This is a genomic window from Flavobacterium sp. W22_SRS_FK3 (assembly GCF_052113665.1).
Lineage (GTDB): Bacteria > Bacteroidota > Bacteroidia > Flavobacteriales > Flavobacteriaceae > Flavobacterium.
On sequence record NZ_JBGQOF010000005.1, the window covers coordinates 270,297 to 288,913 of the forward strand.

An 18,617-nucleotide genomic window follows, 5' to 3' on the forward strand; every position below is an offset into this window, starting at 1 on the left:
CTAATGGCTAAAGATAATAATCCAAATCCGAATAAATTTAAAATAAGTCCCTGGTTAATATATACCGCAATACTTCTGGTTTTTTTATTTATAAGTTTTGCAACAGGAGGTTCAAATTTAAGCGAGCCTGCTCAATTAAAATCGTCTGACATTGATAATATGTTAGCCAAAGGGCAAATCAAAAACGTTATTATTTTCAATAATAAAGATGCTGAAATTTACCTTTCAGATGCCGCTTTAAAAGATCCTGCAAATAAAAAAGTAGCCAAAGATATGTTTGACAGACCTAACAAAGGTCCTCATTACACTACAAAATTTGGTGATCTAAAATCTTTTCAGGAGAAATTAGACAAAGCTAAAGCCGAAAAAAAATTAGTTGATTATGATTTTAAAGAAGCAAGCAATTGGAGTGACATCTTAGTGAGCTTACTTCCAATAATCATCATTATTGGTGTATGGATTTTTATTATGCGTAAGATGTCTGGCGGCGCAGGAGGCGGTGGCGGACAAATTTTCAATATAGGAAAATCAAAAGCTAAATTATTTGATGAAAAAACAGATATCAAAACAACATTTAAGGATGTGGCCGGTTTAGAAGGTGCTAAAGAAGAAATACAAGAAATTGTAGAATTCCTTAAAAACCCCGAAAAATACACCAATTTAGGAGGTAAAATTCCAAAAGGTGCTCTTCTGGTAGGACCTCCGGGAACTGGTAAAACCTTATTAGCAAAAGCTGTTGCAGGTGAAGCTCAGGTTCCATTTTTCTCATTATCTGGTTCTGATTTTGTTGAGATGTTTGTAGGAGTTGGCGCTTCACGTGTTCGTGATTTATTCAAACAGGCTAAAGAAAAATCTCCGGCTATCATTTTCATTGATGAGATTGATGCTGTTGGTAGAGCGAGAGGAAAAAGCAACATGTCAGGCGGAAATGATGAAAGAGAAAACACTCTGAATCAATTGTTGACAGAAATGGATGGTTTCGGCACAAATTCTAACGTAATTGTTTTAGCAGCAACAAACAGAGCTGATGTTCTTGACAAAGCATTAATGCGTGCAGGACGTTTTGACAGGCAAATTTTTGTTGACTTACCAGACATTCGTGAAAGAGCTGAAATCTTTGCAGTTCACTTGGCTCCTATCAAAAAAGTTGAAGGACTTGATTTAGATTTTTTGGCAAAACAAACTCCAGGATTTTCCGGAGCTGATATTGCAAATGTTTGTAATGAAGCAGCTTTAATCGCTGCCCGTAACAATAAACCTGCTGTTGACAGACAAGATTTCCTTGATGCTGTTGACAGAATTATAGGCGGACTTGAGAAGAAAAATAAAATTATTACTCCCGAAGAGAAAAGAGCAATCGCTATTCATGAGGCTGGTCACGCAACTGTAAGCTGGATGTTAGAGCATGCTGCACCATTAATTAAAGTAACTATTGTTCCTCGTGGACAAAGTTTAGGAGCCGCATGGTATTTACCAGAAGAAAGACAAATTGTAAGAACTGACCAAATGTTAGACGAAATGTGTGCTACAATGGGTGGAAGAGCTGCTGAAAAAGTGACTTTTGACAGAATTTCAACCGGAGCATTAAGCGATTTAGAAAAAGTTACACGTCAGGCTCGTGCTATGGTGACAATTTACGGCTTAAATGATAAAATTGGAAATGTTACCTACTACGATTCAACAGGGCAGAGCGAATACAACTTCTCTAAACCTTATTCTGATGAAACTGCGAAAATTATTGACGCTGAAATTTCAGAATTAATTGAAGGTCAATATCAAAGAGCTATTCAAATTTTGGAAGACAATAAAGACAAGTTAAATCAACTTGCCGATATATTAATTGAAAAAGAAGTTATTTTTAAAGATGACTTAGAAACTATTTTTGGAAAGCGTACTTTTGATAAAAATTTAGGCGAAGTGGTTTCGTAAATTTCAACTAAATATTTAATATTTTTTAAAATCTTAATTCAAAAACCTCTTTTGAATTAAGATTTTTTTATCTTTGAGCGTTTTCAATTAACATGTAAAGTATTTCATATAAAATGAGTTTTTTCAAAAAAATATTTGGTTCTGCCAATACTTCATCAGATGAGGAAAATGAAAGTGAGTATGGAAACAATCCTGCTCCAAACAGTCATTTATCAATAGATGAACAATTCATTTTTAATTTTAAAAAAAATGGAGGGAAATTTTTGTATTGCGAAAACAAGCAAGAAGTTGAAGAGCAATTTGAAAATATTTTAGAAGAAAATGATTGGTTTGAGAGTGAAGCTTTATGTTACGAACCAGGGCTTTTTAATCTATTAGAAGAGAATAAATTACTTTATATTTCTCCTAAAAGTCCCAAATTTTTATTGGCTTCCTGTGAAAATCTTATTGCTGATGAAGGTTCCATTTTATTTTCATCAAAACAAATTAGACAAGACAAACCAAACGAATTACCTCCTAATATCGTCATAATAGCAACAACAAGTCAAATACTCCCTGTGAAAAGTGACGGATTAAGTGCTATTAAAAGAAAATACGAAAGAGATTACCCTACGAATATTACCACAATAAAATATTTCGAAAAAGCAAAAGAAGAAGATTTTACTCAATACGGAAGTGTTGCTAAAAATTTATATTTATTGCTCTTAGAGGACCTTTAAGATGAATGAAACACTCAAGAGAACCATTTCTGGTGCTGTTTATATCGCTTTATTATTAACATCTATTCTGTTTTCTACCGAAAGCTTTATTATTCTTTTTGGCATTTTTCTAATTATTGCTATTTATGAGTTTTGTAATTTAGCGAATCTTAATAAAGTCTTTTCAATTCTTTTTGGAATTTTATTATACACAACTATTATGTTGGTTAGTCACTATAATAAAGCGACTACTGCATATTTAGTCCAGACATTTAATTTAAGATTAAATTTAAATACCAATATTCAGCAATTAGACTTGATATTACTTGCTGTTACTATTGTTATATCTATCAAATGTATTTTATTCTTATTTTATGACAGTGTTCAAAAAATAAGTACATCGTCAAAATATTTATATTTGCTAGGATACATTACACTACCATTTGTATTTATCGTTAAAATTTCTTTTGGCACCAATGATTACAATCCAAAAATTATTATCGGATTATTTATTTTGATCTGGACCAATGATACATTTGCTTATTTGGTAGGGAAATCTATTGGAAAGCATAAATTATTCGAACGTATTTCACCTAAGAAAACCATTGAAGGCTTTCTTGGAGGGACTATTTTTGCTGCTTTTGCAGGTTTTTTGATTTCAAAATTATACATTCAGCCCAATCCGGATTTCAGCAACAGATCAATCTTAATTTGGATGATTATCGCTTTAATTGCCAGTGTTTTTGGAACAATTGGAGATTTGATTGAATCTAAATTTAAAAGAATTGCAGGTGTTAAAGATAGTGGAGCCATAATGCCGGGTCATGGAGGGGTTTTAGATCGATTAGATAGTGTTATATTTGTAGCACCAATTATATTTTTATTTTATCAAATTTTATATTATGTTTCATAAAGAAGGAGGTCCATCCATTTTATTAGGTACTGTTTTTGCGGTTGCCGTACTTTTAATTGCCGACAAATTCATTGATATCACATGGCTAAGAATGCTTGTACAAATTGCAGGCCTAATAGTTTTGATTATTATCTTACAGTTTTTTAGAAATCCTAAAAGAATTGCAATTATAAACAGTGATCACATTCTTGCTCCGGTTGACGGAAAAGTTGTAGTTATTGAAGAAGTTTATGAAAGTGAGTTTTTTAAAGACAAACGTTTACAGATTTCTATTTTTATGTCACCTATCAACGTACACGTTACGCGTTATGCAATGGATGGTGTTATAAAATTCAGTAAATACCATCCTGGAAAATTTTTAGTAGCCTGGCACCCAAAAGCTAGTGAAGAAAATGAAAGAACGACCGTTGTAATTGAAAATGAAACTTTCGGTCAAATATTATACAGACAAATTGCAGGTGCATTAGCACGTAGAATTGTTAATTATGCTAAGGAAGGAATGCAGGTTATTCAGGGAACCGATGCCGGTTTTATTAAATTTGGTTCAAGAGTAGATTTATTTTTACCTTTAGGTACGCCAATTAATGTGGTATTAAATCAAAAAGCAATTGGCGGTAAAACTGTTATTGCTACAAAAGCTTAAATGACTAAAAAAGATCTGGATTTTCGTTTTTCAGAGGCTGTAGAAACTGCAATGAAGATGACACAAGCCTCGCTGCCGCAAGATGTGCAGCTAAGACTTTATGCTTATTACAAACAAGCAACTTTTGGAACTGCTGTATATAATCAATCTGAAAATTTTGATCTACGCAATGCATTCAAAACAAATGCCTGGATGCAAATTAGCCATCTATCTATTGAAGAAGCTAAAGAGAATTACATTGAAATAATTAATTCACTAACATTAAAATAATTTAAATTATGAAGAAAAACATCATTCGTTTTACTGTCACAGCTTCATTTCTGATATTGTTTTCATGTAATGATAATAAATTAACTGAAGTTGTTGAAGTGCCTTTACCTACAAAAGAAGAAAAAATCATAATAGGTATTCCTGCCGATGTAAAAGCAAATGAAGGCTCATTTGCTCTGACAAAACTGCTTTTTGCATATGATGCTTTAGCACCTGCTATAAGATCATTGACTTTAGAAACTCATTATTCAAAACATTATTTAGCTTACACTAATAATTTGAATAAAGAAATTGTTTCAACAGAATTTGAAAATGCTCCAATTGAAGATATTCTCAAAAAAATGGATATGAACAATACGAAGCTTCGTCAAAATGCAGGAGGATATTACAATCATACCCTTTATTTTGACATTTTAACTCCAAAAGAGCAAACTCCAAAAGATACTTTAGCTGGTTCGATAAACAAAGAGTTTGGGTCTTTTAACAATCTTACAACTCAATTTAAAAATGAAGCTACAAAACAATTCGGTTCAGGATGGGTTTGGCTGGTTGTAGATAAAGCAGGGAAATTACAAATTACAACTACCGAAAATCAGGATAATCCATTAATGAGAAATGCTTTGATACCAGGCACACCTATTTTAGGAATAGACCTATGGGAACATGCCTATTATCTGGATTATCAGAATAGAAAAGGAAGCTATATCGATTCTTTCTATAAATTAATTAATTGGGAAAAAGTAAACGAAAATTACAAAACCGCCCTGAGTAAGGTTAAAAAGTATTAAAAAAATATTTAAAAAAAGTTTGATGAAAATTCCATCAAACTTTTTTTATAGCCAAAATCCAGATTATTTAAGTATTAAATCCCTGCAATCTCCTTTATTTCATCAATAATACGAAGTGCCAGAACATCTGCTTTTTCCTGAGAAGAAGCTTCTGTATAGATACGGATAATCGGTTCAGTATTTGATTTTCTTAAATGAACCCATTCTGCATCAAAATCGATTTTTACACCGTCAATTGTTGTGATATCTTCATCTTTATATTTTTCAGTCATAGCAATTAAAATTGCATCCACATCAATTTGTGGTGTTAATTCAATTTTATTTTTGCTCATATAATATTCCGGATATGAAGCACGTAATGCAGAAACTGACATTTTTTTATTCGCTAAATGGGTTAAAAATAAAGCTACTCCAACTAGACTATCTCTTCCGTAATGTGATTCGGGATAAATAATTCCACCATTACCTTCTCCACCAATAATAGCGTTATTTTTCTTCATTAACTCTACAACATTTACCTCACCTACTGCACTTGCTTCGTAGCTTCCTTTATGTGTATTAGTCACATCACGCAACGCGCGCGAAGATGACATATTAGAAACTGTATTTCCGGGAGTTTTGCTCAAAACATAATCGGCACAAGCTACTAAAGTATATTCTTCTCCAAACATCTCTCCGTCTTCACAGATAAATGCCAAACGATCAACATCAGGATCAACTACAACTCCTAAATGTGCTTTCTCTTTAACAACTAATTCTGAAATAGCAGTCAGGTGTTCTTTTAAAGGCTCTGGATTATGAGGAAAATGTCCGTTTGGTTCACAATATAATTTTACAACTTCAACACCCATTAATTCTAATAATTTCGGAATAATGATTCCTCCAGATGAATTTACTCCATCAACAACTACTTTAAATTTTGCTGCTTTTACAGCCTGAACATCAACTAATGGCAAGTTTAAAACCTCGTCAATATGAATATCCATATACGCATCATTTACTGTAATCTCTCCTAAATTATCTACATCTGAGAAATCGAAAGCTTCCGCTTCTGCAATTTCAAGAATTTTTGCACCTTCAGCTCCGCTTAAAAATTCTCCTTTTTCATTCAATAATTTTAAAGCATTCCACTGTTTTGGATTATGAGAAGCTGTTAAAATTATCCCTCCATCTGCTTTTTCCAATGGCACAGCAATTTCTACTGTTGGTGTTGTAGAAAGTCCAAGATCAATTACATTAATTCCTAAACCTATCAATGTATGTACAACCAGATTATGAATCATTGGTCCTGAAATTCTGGCATCACGACCAATTACAACAGTCAATTTTTCTTTTGAAGTGTTATTTTTTAGAAAGGTTCCATATGCCGATGCAAATTTTACAGCATCAACAGGAGTCAGGTTATCACCTACCTTTCCACCGATAGTTCCACGTATTCCTGAAATCGATTTTATTAAAGTCATTTTTGTGAGTTATAGTATTTATTACAAATATAAAAAAGTTGCCCGGTTACTAAGATATAAAGCACTAAGATTTTAAAATAATCGCTAAACATTAAAACAAAAAACTGTTTTTTTTTAACAAAAATGATTTAAAAAGTTTTTTATACATTTACAATGAAGATCTAGTTTCTTTAGCCTTCAGAATCTTAATAACTCAAAAAAATGAATTTCCTTGCCCATATTTATCTTTCCGGCGAAAATGATTTAATCAAAATTGGCAATTTTATGGCCGATGGTATTCGTGGTAAACAATTCGATCATTTTCCTCATGATGTGCAAAAAGGAATTATTTTACATCGCTTTATAGATACCTATACTGATTCTCATGATATCTTCAGAAAAAGCACCAAGCGTTTACATGAAAAATACCATCATTACGCCGGAGTTATTGTAGACATTGTGTATGATCATTTTTTAGCCAAAAACTGGACCAAATATTCAGATGAAAAGCTGGAAGATTTTATTCATCGTTTTTATAATTCATTGCATGCTAATTATGCTATACTTACTGAAAAAACACAGAGTTTAATGCCGTATATGATCGAAAGAAACTGGCTTTTGAGCTACCAAACAGTCGAAGGTATTCATCAGATTTTAACTCAAATGGATCGAAGGTCGAAAAACATATCTAAAATGCAATTTGCCAGCGAAGAATTAAAAGAATTTTATGCCGATTTTGAAAACGAATTCACTACTTTCTTTGAAGATATTCAGCATCACTCCAAACAAAAATTGCTTTCCTTATAAAATCAATATTTTCTCGATATGAAAAAAATTACTTTTTTATGCTGTTTCATTTCCGCTTTAAATTTTGCACAGCAAAATTCGACCGGATTAATTGCTTCAAAGGCGATGGTAGTTTCTGCAAGAGAAGAAGCCTCAAAAATTGGCGTTGAAATTATGAAAAAGGGAGGAAATGCTTTTGATGCTATGGTTGGAACCGAATTAGCCCTGGCAGTTTGTTTTCCGTTTGCAGGAAATATTGGAGGGGGCGGTTTTATGGTATATCGGAGAGGAAATGGCGAAGCCGGATCTTTAGATTATCGCGAAAAAGCGCCTTTAGCTGCTTCAAAAGATATGTTTTTAGATAAAGATGGAAATGTCATAAAAGGAAAAAGTACAGAAACCGCTCTTGCAATTGGTGTTCCTGGAACAGTAGCCGGAGTTTTTGCCGTTCATAAAAAATACGGTTCAATGCGAATGTCCGAAATTTTAAAACCTGTCATTGCTTTAGCTGAACGAGGAGTCGTAGTAACAAAAAAACAAGAAAAAAATCTGCACGATTATAGAGATGCAATTATAAAAATAAACGGCTCATCGACACTTTTGGCAACTAATTTTAAAGAAAATGACACTATTAAATACCTTGCTCTTGCCAATACTTTAAAACGAATTTCAAAATATGGAAGAAATGAGTTTTATAAAGGACAAACAGCAAAAATTCTAGTTAATTATCTGCACAAAAAGGGCGGAATTATTACGCTTGAAGATTTGTCTAAATATGAAGCTAAATGGAGAAAACCACTACAATTTACCTATAAAGATTTAAAAATCACATCTATGTCTCCACCAAGCAGCGGTGGGATTTGCCTTGCCCAAATTTTAAAAATGATTGCTCCTTATAATTTAGAAAAGATGGGGCATAATTCAGCAGAGGCTATCCAGATAATTGTTGAAGCAGAAAGAAGAGCTTATGCCGACAGAAGCCAGTTTTTAGGTGATCCGGATTTTGTAAAAATTCCTGTAAAAGCATTACTGTCTGATGATTATTTAAAAAACAGAATGTCAACTCTTAACGTTGATAAAGCCAGCTTATCCTCTGAAATAAAAGAAGGAAATGTAACGTATAACGAAAGTACCGAAACTACCCATTATTCTATTGTTGACAAATTTGGAAATGCGATCGCAGCTACAACAACTTTAAATGATGGTTATGGATCAAAATATTACTGCGAGGAGTTAGGGTTCTTTTTAAACAATGAAATGGATGATTTTAGTGCTAAACCGGGATCACCAAATATGTTTGGATTAATTGGAAACGAAGCCAATAGTATTGCACCACAAAAACGCATGTTAAGTTCGATGACGCCAACAATTGTAGAAAAAGACGGAAAACTTTTTATGGTAGTGGGAACTCCGGGCGGTTCAACAATTATAACATCTGTCTTGCAAACTATTTTAAATGTGTACGAATATAAATTAAGTATGCAGGATGCTGTAAATGCACCTCGTTTTCATCATCAATGGTTGCCGGATCTTGTTACTTTTGAGCCAAATACTTTTGATAGTAGCACCATAGACAAACTTAAAGCTAAAGCATATCTAATCAATGAGAAAACAACCCCAGTAATTGGTAAAGTTGATGCTATTTTAGTCCTGCCAAACAAAACTCTTGAAGCTGGTGCGGATTTTCGAGGAGACGATACAGCTATAGGATTTTAAATTTTAAAAAAGATTTGTATTGAAATTTATACAAATTTGGATGTTAAAAGCTAAATTTGCAATATCCCTAACTTTTACAACAGAATGCTAAAAAAATATTTCAGAAAACTAGAAAGTATTATTGCCTTAGCGCAATCTTTAATGACACCAAAGCAATTTATTTTTTTATCAAGTGTTTTAATTGGTATATCTTGTTCATTGGCAGTAATTATATTAAAAACTTTTGCCCATAACGTTTTCTCCTTTGCTACTTACATCAACGGAATTTTAAAACTAAGTTTCATCAACAGTATTTTACCAATTATCGGAATTATTCTTACTGTTTTTGTTGTAAAAAGAATATTAAATGGTAGTATTGAAAAAGGAACTTCTCAAATATTATACGCTGTTGCTAAAAAAGCAAGTATTATTCCAAGAAAGCAGATGTATGCGCAAATTGTAACCAGCTCACTGACTGTTGGTCTGGGAGGTTCAGCCGGTCTTGAGAGTCCGATTGTGGTTACTGGAGCAGCATTTGGATCAAATTTTGCACAAAATTATAAACTACAATATAAAGACAGAACTTTACTTATTGGCTGTGGTGTGGCTGCAGGAATCGCTGCTGCTTTCAATGCGCCTATTGCAGGAGTTCTTTTTGCTATCGAAGTCTTATTGGTAGATGTAAGTATTTCAGCCTTCACCCCTATTATGATCTCTGCAGCTACAGGTGCTTTAGTCTCTGCAATTGTATTAGATGAAACCATTTTATTGTCTTTTAAAAAACAAGAAGTTTTTAATTATAACAATATCCCTTTTTATGTACTTTTAGGTATATTGACAGGTTTTATGGCTGTTTATTATGCACGAAACTTTCAAAGAGTTGAGCACTATTTTGTAAAATTAAAAATGAATCCTTACAAAAAAGCTTTGTTTGGTTCATCTCTTCTGGCTCTGTTGATTTTTATTTTTCCAACTCTTTTTGGAGAAGGATATGAAAGCATCAAAATCTTATCAGAAACTGATCCTGGAAAAATATTAGACAATACTTTGTTTGGTGATTTTAGAAACAATCAGTGGGTTCTGCTTATTTTTGTAGGTTTTACAATGATGGTAAAAGTATTCGCTTCCGGATTAACAATTGGAAGTGGTGGAAATGGCGGTAATTTTGCCCCATCCTTATTTTTGGGATCTTATCTTGGATATTTCTTTTCAAAAGTTATTAGTCTGATAGGTTTATCAAAACTTCCAATAAGTAATTTTACTATGGTTGGTATGGCCGGTATTTTGAGCGGATTGTTTCATGCGCCGCTTACCGCTATTTTCTTAATTGCAGAAATTACCGGTGGATATAGCTTAATGATCCCCTTAATGATTGTATCTTCGATAAGTTTTGCAATTTCAAAACGTTTTGAGAAATATTCACTTGATGTGAAAGGTCTGGCAAAAAAAGGTCATGCTTTTACGAGTAACAAAGATTCAAATATCTTATCTACTTTAGATATTGACAGCATCATTCAATGCGATTATTTAACTGTTCATCCTGATGAGAACCTGAGTAAATTAGTTGATCTTATATCGCATTCCAATCAGGTAGTTTTTGCCGTTGTATCAAATGAAAAAAAACTTCTTGGAGTTGTTCATTTTAATAACATCAGGGAAATAATTTTTAACACATATCGTGTAAAACACACTTTAATTAAAGAAGTTATGAAAACCCCATCTGCAACTATTTCTTCATTTGACAGTATGGAAATTGTAATGAGCAAATTTGAAAAATCTAAGTCCGCTTTTCTTCCTGTAATACGAAATGAAAAGTATTACGGATTCATTTCCAAATCTATAGCGCTTGAAGCCTATAGAACAAAACTGCGTTCTATGACCATTGAATAATATTAATATCGGATAGTTTATTTTTTGCTTTATCCGATATTAAAAAGCACCTTGTTAGGTAATGTGGAATATTGACTTAACATATAAACTGAATTTTAATCAACTTCTCGATGATAACAAAAAAAGGGGTGATTTTCAAAACAGGATACTATTCCATATATATAGCAACCAATAAGAGAAGTGCTAACAAAAGTTACCGTTTTTTGTTACAATTTTTAACATAAACTTCTATATTCTAGCACAAAAAGAACAAATCAAAGTGGTAACTTTGCGTTTTGCTCAAATTTATGTTAGAAAAAGACAATACTATTGAAGTTCTTGGTGCAAGAGTTCATAATCTAAAAAATATCGATATTTCTATTCCGCGTGATAAACTTGTAGTCATTACAGGGCTTTCCGGTTCGGGAAAATCATCTTTAGCATTTGATACGATTTATGCCGAAGGACAGCGTCGTTATGTAGAAACTTTTTCGGCTTATGCCAGACAGTTTCTTGGTGGTTTGGAGCGTCCGGATGTGGATAAAATTGATGGACTTTCGCCAGTAATTGCAATTGAACAAAAAACAACCAGTAAAAGCCCGCGATCGACTGTTGGAACAATTACTGAAATATATGATTTCTTAAGACTCTTATACGCCCGTGGTGCAGATGCTTATAGCTACAATACAGGCGAAAAAATGGTTTCCTATTCTGATGACCAAATTAAAGATTTGATTATTCAGGATTTTAATGGAAAACGCATTAATATTTTGGCACCGATTATTCGTGCCAGAAAAGGACATTATGCCGAATTGTTCCAGCAAATTACCAAACAGGGATTTTTGAAAGTTCGTGTAAATAGCGAAGTTCAGGATTTGGTTTCCGGAATGAAACTGGATCGTTATAAAACTCATGATATTGAAATTGTTGTTGACAGAATGCTGATTGAAGATACTGAAGACAATCAAAAGCGATTGTCAGAAAGTATCAATACAGCGATGCATCATGGCGAAAACGTGTTGATGATTTTAGATCAGGATACGAATGAAGTACGTTATTTCAGCAGGAATTTAATGTGTCCCACAACCGGAATTTCGTATCAAAATCCAGAGCCGAATTTATTTTCTTTCAACTCTCCAAAAGGAGCTTGTCCGCATTGCAATGGTTTGGGAACGGTTCATGAAATCAACGTAAAAAAGATTATTCCAAATTCGAAATTATCTATAAAAAGTGGTGGTTTTGCTCCACTTGGCGAATACAAATCTTCCTGGATATTTAAGCAATTAGAAACTATTGGAGAAAAATTCGGATTTAAAATGACCGATCCGATTGAGAAAATTCCGCAAGAAGCCATGACCATGATTTTGTATGGCGGAAAAGACAAATTTGCTATAAACTCAAAAGATCTTGGCGTAACAAGGGAATATAAAATAGATTTTGAAGGAATTTCAAATTTCATCAAAAATCAATACGATGAAAGCGCAACAACAAGCATAAAACGCTGGGCAAAAGATTTCATGGACGAAGTAAATTGTCCGGTTTGTGAAGGTTCTCGTTTAAAAAAAGAAGCACAGTTTTTTAGAGTAAATGGAAAAAACATCACCGAATTATGTGATATGGATATTTCCGATTTAACAGCCTGGTTTCAGGATTTAAATAATCATTTATCAGACAAACAACTTTTAATTGCTTCTGAAGTTGTAAAAGAGATTAAAGATCGTTTGAACTTCCTGATGAATGTTGGTTTGAATTATTTAGCTTTAAGCCGAAGTTCAAAATCACTTTCGGGAGGAGAAGCTCAGCGAATCCGTTTAGCAACACAAATTGGTTCGCAATTAGTGGGTGTTTTGTATATTCTGGATGAACCGAGTATTGGTTTACACCAAAGAGATAATGAAAAACTGATTAAATCACTGGAACAACTGCGTGATATTGGGAACTCTGTAATTGTTGTAGAACATGATAAAGACATGATTGAAACTGCAGATTACGTTATTGATATTGGTCCGAAAGCAGGAAAATACGGAGGAGAAATTATCAGTATTGGAACTCCCGCAGAAACTTTGAAATCAAACACAATCACCGCACAATATTTGAACGGTAGAATGAAACTGGAGATTCCAAAAGAACGTCGAAAAGGCAACGGAAAGTTTTTAAAACTAACCGGAGCAACCGGAAATAACCTGAAAAATATTTCTATTGAATTGCCCTTGGGACAAATGATTTGCGTTACGGGAGTTTCAGGAAGTGGGAAATCCACTCTGATTAATGAGACGCTCTACCCTATTCTGAACGCCTATTATTTTAATGGTGTAAAAAAACCACAGCCTTATAAAAAAATCGAAGGTCTGGAACATATTGACAAAGTAATTGATATTGACCAAAGCCCGATTGGGAGAACACCACGTTCGAATCCGGCGACTTATACAGAAGTTTTTACCGAAATCAGAAACTTGTTTACAATGACGTCCGAAAGCATGATTAGGGGTTATAAAGCAGGGCGTTTTAGTTTCAACGTAAAAGGTGGACGCTGCGAAACGTGCGAAGGCTCGGGTGTGAGGACTATTGAAATGAACTTTTTACCGGATGTTTATGTAGAATGTGAAACCTGTCAGGGAAAACGTTTTAACAGAGAAACACTTGAAATTCGATACAAAGGGAAATCCATTTCTGACGTTTTGAACATGACGGTTGATGAAGCGGTTCCATTTTTTGAAAACATTCCGAAAATTTATAGAAAAGTAAAAACCATTCAGGATGTTGGTTTAGGATATATTACGCTTGGTCAGCAAAGTACTACTCTTTCGGGCGGTGAAGCACAACGTATCAAACTAGCGGGAGAATTATCTAAAAAAGACACCGGAAATACGTTTTATATTTTGGATGAACCTACAACTGGTTTGCATTTTGAAGACATTCGTGTTTTAATGGATGTAATCAATAAACTGGTTGATAAAGGAAACACCATTTTAGTAATCGAACATAATATGGATGTCATCAAACTTGCAGATTATATTATAGATATTGGTCCAGAAGGTGGAAAAGGCGGCGGACAGTTGATTGCCAAAGGAACTCCTGAAGAAGTAGCAAAAAATAAAAAGAGCTATACTGCTAAATTTTTGAAAAAAGAGTTGTCATAACTCGTTGAGTATTTAGCCATAAAGAAGCAACTTTTTTTTAAAGTTGCTTTTTTATATTTTTCGTCTTACTGAAGCTAATTTAATATAAGTTTCGAAGAAAGACATTGTCAGAGTTAAATCTAAAAGTCAAGAACTCCTGGATCTAATACTCAAAATTCTGTTCTCCGGAATTTCTTATTTTATCTTTTTTTAACTACTTACTTCTTTTATGTCAGATACAGTTTAGCAGTCAACTGCCTGAATCGTTTCAATTTTATCACTTTACACATTTTTACTTGTTTCATAAGACTTTGAAATTATTGCATAGTTTCATAAATTATATTGCTTAATTTAGTAATGAATCTTTTCTTAAAGAATTATTTTAAAAAAATAAAGATTATGTCTAAATATTCCAAAAGCAATCATGTTAAATTACAATTTTACTATTATCTAAATCCAGATGTACTTTTTCTGGCGAAAGATCTTTTGGGGAAAGTACTTTTTACTCAAATAAATGGAGAAATTACAGCAGGTATAATTATAGAAACTGAAGCCTATTTTGGAGAAAAAGACAAAGCTTCTCATGCCTATGGCGGAAGACGAACTAACAGAACTGAAACGCTATACAGTGAAGGAGGTGTTTCTTATGTTTATTTATGTTATGGCATTCATCATCTCTTTAATGTTGTTAGTTCTGTGGGAGGAGAACCTCATGCTGTATTGATAAGAGGTATTGAACCCTTAATAGGAAAAGATATTATGGAATTTAGACGCAATATGCCTGCAAGTAAAGCAGCGATTTCATCAGGTCCCGGATCTGCAGCTAAAGCACTCGGAATTGATCGCTCCTTTAACCAAAAAGATTTAACGGGAGAAGAAATCTGGATTGAGGATCAGGGTATTCGATATAATGCAGACGAAATTGTCTCTACACCGCGTGTTGGCGTATCATACGCACAGGAAGATGCACTTTTACCATGGCGCTTTTTTATTAAAGGCAACAAGTATGTAAGTAAACCTAACAAATTATAAGCTTAAAATTAATAGAAAAGCTAAACAAAACCAGTACGCCAAATCACTTTTAATATTTTTTTTCTTGTTCTCTGTATAAAAAACAGAAAATAACAACTAATTTACAGAGCGAAACACTTAAAACCACAGGGAGTTGGTATAAGAAAAAAGATAAAGACAGTTATAATTTTAAAAAATACCGAACACCCAAATGCGAAGAATGTCCTGTAAAACATTTAAGTGCCAGCAGAAAATCAGGCAGGGAAATAGACCATAGCCAATATTGTGATGCTTTAGAAGAAAACAACAACCGTTATCAGGAAAACCCAGAGCTGTCCCGTAAACGACAGGAAATTAACGACCATATCTCTGGAACAATCGATACGTGCGTTATACTGCGCTTATTGTACTGTTAAAAAACCTGCGTTTGTATTACCTCAAATATAACATAAAAGTTATGCTAAAACGGGAGCTTCTGAAAATCCTGGTCCACCTGCCTCGTATCTTTGGCGGTAGCCAAAACCCCAATCGCTGTAAAAGTTAATTTTATGGGTAAGGGAAAACACGAGAAAACCAAGCAGAAACTACTTCCAAAAAAAAAGAGGCGCAATAGCCTGTTGAAGTTCCTGTAATTTATTTATCGAAAAAAGCATAGTTGCAGAATCTCAGTGGTTACGTTCAACACGGGCTTCATTGTTCGTGCTACGTACGCAACGAATCCCTTAGCTGTTAGGTGCTGGCGTTCTATCATCGTCGCTCTGTTGTTCACTGTTTCTTTGAAGCGTTTGCTTGACGGCTCTTTTGTGTTTTTTGATGCTGGTCTGTGCGAAGGCAAAATACAAATGTGCCCCCAAATACGTTGATTTTTAATTAAATGATTGCTTGAATTCTAATGGTGTCATTTTTGTTTTGCTTTTAAACAATTTACTAAACGATTGTGGATGCTCAAAACCTAGTTCATAAGCAATTTCACTTACAGTCAAATTAGTAGTTGAAAGTTTTTCTTTTGCTTTATCAATTAACTTATTGTGAATATGCTGTTGTGTGCTTTGGCCCGTATGGCTTGTAAGCATATCACTTAAATAGTTTGGTGATACACTAAGTTTATCGGCAATGTATTTAACAGTTGGAAGTCCTAGTTTTACAATATTTTCTTCTTTAAAATATTCAGTCAAAATATTTTCAAGTTTACTCAACAAATCATTGTTTACTGACTTACGGGTAATAAATTGACGATTGTAAAAACGATTTGAATAATTAAGTAATAATTCTATGTGGGAAACCATTACATCTTGACTGTAATTGTCAATAGATGTGTGATATTCTTGCTCGATATTTTTCATTATTCCTTCTAACATTTTATCCTCTTTGTCTGAAAGATGTAATGCTTCATGAACGGAATACGAAAAGAAGCCATATTGATTGATTATTTTCCCTAAAGCATAATTACGGACAAAATCGGGATTAAAAACTAACCACCAACCAGATACTTCATAATTATCTGAGCCACTTGATGATAACATTTGCCCTGGAGCCATCATTGCTAAAACACCTTCATCGAAATCATAGTAATTTTGTCCGTATTTAAGTTTCCCTTTCACTTTTCTCTTTAAGGAAATACTATAAAAATTTAAAATAATACTTACTACAAATTCGCTTTTAGAGCTGGAAATTTCATCTAAATTTATTAGACTAATTAGTGGGTGTTGAGGTTTTGATAAACCAATAAAATTATGTAATTCAGAAATTGAATTAACAATATTAGGTTGTTTTTTTTTGTTCATTTTAGTTATTCAAAATTAAACATTGTTGCTGTTTTTTAAAAGATATTTCACCGAATATACTAGCCCAATAAATCAGAATAAACTGAAAAGCAAGTCTTATAAGACTTGCAATAAAATCCTGGTTGCTAGTTTGATAATAAGTAATGGATGGTGAAATATGAACAACGACTAAATAAATAATCAACATTGTAATTATTAATTTGGAAGCTAGAGTTCGTGGTTGTTTAGGTGTAAGTGATATTGCTAAAATAATTTCTATAATAGCGCTTCCGTAAATAAGTTGTGTTGGAAACGGTAGCCAAGAAGGTATCGTTACTAAATATTGGTCAGGCTTGAAAATGTGCATTGCCCCCATACCTAAATAGAACACTATTGTTAGGAAAAGAAATATTATTTTGATTGCTTTCATGCGCATTATTAAAATTGTTTAAAAATGGTTTTGACTATTATTTCCGAATAGTCAAAACCAATACTAAATTTATCATTGTGCATTTTCAGAGACTGCTTGCCATTCTTTCCAAGTTGCAAGGCGTTTATCATAAGTTGGTTCAATCATCATAAAAGGCATTGTTCCCAAAAACATTCGAAGTGGTGGGTTAGCAGAATCTGACAATTTTAATATTGCTTCTCCAGTTGCATTTGGGTTGCCCATTGGAGTCTTACCTGCATTGGCTTTCATCATTTCTCTAATCCCGTTATACGCTTCAATTGGATTACTATGTTTGGCAGAACTTGTGCCCCAATCCGTTGCATAACCAGTAGGCTCTATGAGTGAAACATGTATCCCAAATTGACTTACTTCTTGAGAAAGCGAGTCGCATAATCCTTCGACTGCCCATTTAGAAGCATGGTAAATACCTAAACTTGGAAAAGCCATTACACCACCAATGCTCGATACTTGCATAATGTGCCCGCTATTTTGATTTCTCATCAGAGGTAGCACTGCTTGAATCATCCATAAAGAACCAAACACATTTGTTTCAATTTGTTCTCTTGCTTCGGATTCTGAAATTTCTTCCACATAACCAAAGTGACCAAAGCCAGCATTATTGATTAAAATGTCAATTTTACCAAAATGTGCTTTCGCTTTTTCAACTGCGTCAAAACAGTTTTGTCGATTGTTTACGTCTAATTCAATTGGTAATATGGCGTTGCCATAGATTGCAACTAAATCATTTAATGAATTGATGTTTCTTGCTGTTGCCACAACCTTGTCGCCACGCTTAAGAGCTGCTTCTGCCCAAACTCTTCCAAATCCCTTAGAAGTCCCTGTAATAAGCCAAATTTTTTTATCCATTTTTTAATAGTTTAAAATTTATGTTACAAAAGTCTTCCAAATTTAAACGGTAGAAGTAACCAAATCTCTGATAGTTGTAGCTAAACCAAAGAATTTAGAGTAGTTGTTTGGCTTGGGTGTGCTTGGCCTACAGCTCTTTTCATTTTGCGAAGGGTTTGCATTTGTCATGTGATTTTCTGTCGGCCGCACTCACGCTTGCAGCTAACGTCAGTCTATGAAAAAACTTCCGCTTGTATTAGTTCAAATATAACAAAAAAGTTGTGCTAAAACAGGATTTTTTTGACCAGCATGGTCCCCCTGCTTGGTATCTTGGCGGTAGCCAAAATCCCAATCCCTTTAAAAGTTAATTTTATGGGTAAGGGTAGCTATGCCT

The 18,617-nt window shown here is 33.5% G+C and carries 15 protein-coding genes; 11 read left to right on the forward strand and 4 right to left on the reverse strand.

The window, feature by feature from the left end; translation table 11 throughout:
- Positions 1 to 3: 3 nt before the first annotated feature.
- The 6 genes from ftsH to ACEN2I_RS07200 all read left to right on the forward strand — a co-directional run bounded on the left by ftsH (position 4) and on the right by ACEN2I_RS07200 (position 5,241).
- Positions 4 to 1,929 carry an ATP-dependent zinc metalloprotease FtsH gene (gene ftsH, locus ACEN2I_RS07175; RefSeq protein WP_441765413.1) on the forward strand — a complete coding sequence of 642 codons (1,926 nt, stop codon included), beginning with the start codon at positions 4 to 6 and terminating at the stop codon, positions 1,927 to 1,929.
- 113 nt (positions 1,930 to 2,042) lie between these two features.
- Positions 2,043 to 2,648, forward strand: a complete 606-nt coding sequence (locus ACEN2I_RS07180; protein ID WP_441765414.1) for a lactate utilization protein B/C — start codon at positions 2,043 to 2,045, stop codon at positions 2,646 to 2,648.
- Position 2,649: 1 nt separating this feature from the next.
- Positions 2,650 to 3,540: a phosphatidate cytidylyltransferase gene (locus ACEN2I_RS07185; RefSeq protein WP_441765415.1), complete on the forward strand. Its 891-nt coding sequence runs from the start codon at positions 2,650 to 2,652 to the stop codon at positions 3,538 to 3,540.
- Positions 3,530 to 4,183, forward strand: a complete 654-nt coding sequence (locus ACEN2I_RS07190; RefSeq protein WP_441765416.1) for a phosphatidylserine decarboxylase family protein — start codon at positions 3,530 to 3,532, stop codon at positions 4,181 to 4,183. Before ACEN2I_RS07185 ends, ACEN2I_RS07190 begins: the two co-directional genes overlap by 11 nt.
- Positions 4,184 to 4,453 carry an acyl-CoA-binding protein gene (locus ACEN2I_RS07195; protein WP_441765417.1) on the forward strand — a complete coding sequence of 90 codons (270 nt, stop codon included), beginning with the start codon at positions 4,184 to 4,186 and terminating at the stop codon, positions 4,451 to 4,453.
- 8 nt (positions 4,454 to 4,461) lie between these two features.
- Positions 4,462 to 5,241: a superoxide dismutase gene (locus ACEN2I_RS07200; RefSeq protein WP_441765418.1), complete on the forward strand. Its 780-nt coding sequence runs from the start codon at positions 4,462 to 4,464 to the stop codon at positions 5,239 to 5,241.
- 74 nt (positions 5,242 to 5,315) lie between these two features.
- Here ACEN2I_RS07200 and glmM read toward each other — a convergent pair whose 3' ends face one another.
- Positions 5,316 to 6,704, reverse strand: a complete 1,389-nt coding sequence (glmM, locus tag ACEN2I_RS07205) for a phosphoglucosamine mutase (RefSeq protein WP_441765419.1) — start codon at positions 6,702 to 6,704, stop codon at positions 5,316 to 5,318.
- A gap of 201 nt (positions 6,705 to 6,905) precedes the next feature.
- On the opposite strand from glmM, the gene ACEN2I_RS07210 reads away from it, so the two are divergent.
- From ACEN2I_RS07210 to ACEN2I_RS07230, 5 genes are all read left to right on the forward strand, one after another.
- A complete protein-coding gene (locus ACEN2I_RS07210) occupies positions 6,906 to 7,490 on the forward strand; it encodes an ACP phosphodiesterase (protein WP_441765420.1) in 585 nt (194 codons plus the stop codon).
- Between the two features lie 18 nt (positions 7,491 to 7,508).
- Positions 7,509 to 9,185, forward strand: a complete 1,677-nt coding sequence (gene ggt, locus ACEN2I_RS07215; RefSeq protein WP_441765421.1) for a gamma-glutamyltransferase — start codon at positions 7,509 to 7,511, stop codon at positions 9,183 to 9,185.
- 84 nt (positions 9,186 to 9,269) lie between these two features.
- Positions 9,270 to 11,054: a chloride channel protein gene (locus tag ACEN2I_RS07220; protein ID WP_441765422.1), complete on the forward strand. Its 1,785-nt coding sequence runs from the start codon at positions 9,270 to 9,272 to the stop codon at positions 11,052 to 11,054.
- Between the two features lie 287 nt (positions 11,055 to 11,341).
- Positions 11,342 to 14,173: an excinuclease ABC subunit UvrA gene (gene uvrA, locus ACEN2I_RS07225; RefSeq protein WP_441765423.1), complete on the forward strand. Its 2,832-nt coding sequence runs from the start codon at positions 11,342 to 11,344 to the stop codon at positions 14,171 to 14,173.
- A gap of 378 nt (positions 14,174 to 14,551) precedes the next feature.
- A complete protein-coding gene (locus ACEN2I_RS07230) occupies positions 14,552 to 15,184 on the forward strand; it encodes a DNA-3-methyladenine glycosylase (protein ID WP_441765424.1) in 633 nt (210 codons plus the stop codon).
- Positions 15,185 to 16,029: 845 nt separating this feature from the next.
- Here the strand turns inward: ACEN2I_RS07230 and ACEN2I_RS07235 are convergent.
- From ACEN2I_RS07235 to ACEN2I_RS07245, 3 genes are all read right to left on the reverse strand, one after another.
- Positions 16,030 to 16,947, reverse strand: coding sequence for a helix-turn-helix domain-containing protein (locus ACEN2I_RS07235; protein ID WP_441765425.1), 918 nt, complete (start codon positions 16,945 to 16,947; stop codon positions 16,030 to 16,032).
- Position 16,948: 1 nt separating this feature from the next.
- Entirely contained in the window at positions 16,949 to 17,356 is a 408-nt protein-coding gene (locus tag ACEN2I_RS07240; RefSeq protein WP_441765426.1) for a DoxX family protein, read from the reverse strand.
- A gap of 72 nt (positions 17,357 to 17,428) precedes the next feature.
- Positions 17,429 to 18,244: an SDR family oxidoreductase gene (locus ACEN2I_RS07245; RefSeq protein WP_441765427.1), complete on the reverse strand. Its 816-nt coding sequence runs from the start codon at positions 18,242 to 18,244 to the stop codon at positions 17,429 to 17,431.
- Between the last annotated feature and the right edge of the window lie 373 nt (positions 18,245 to 18,617).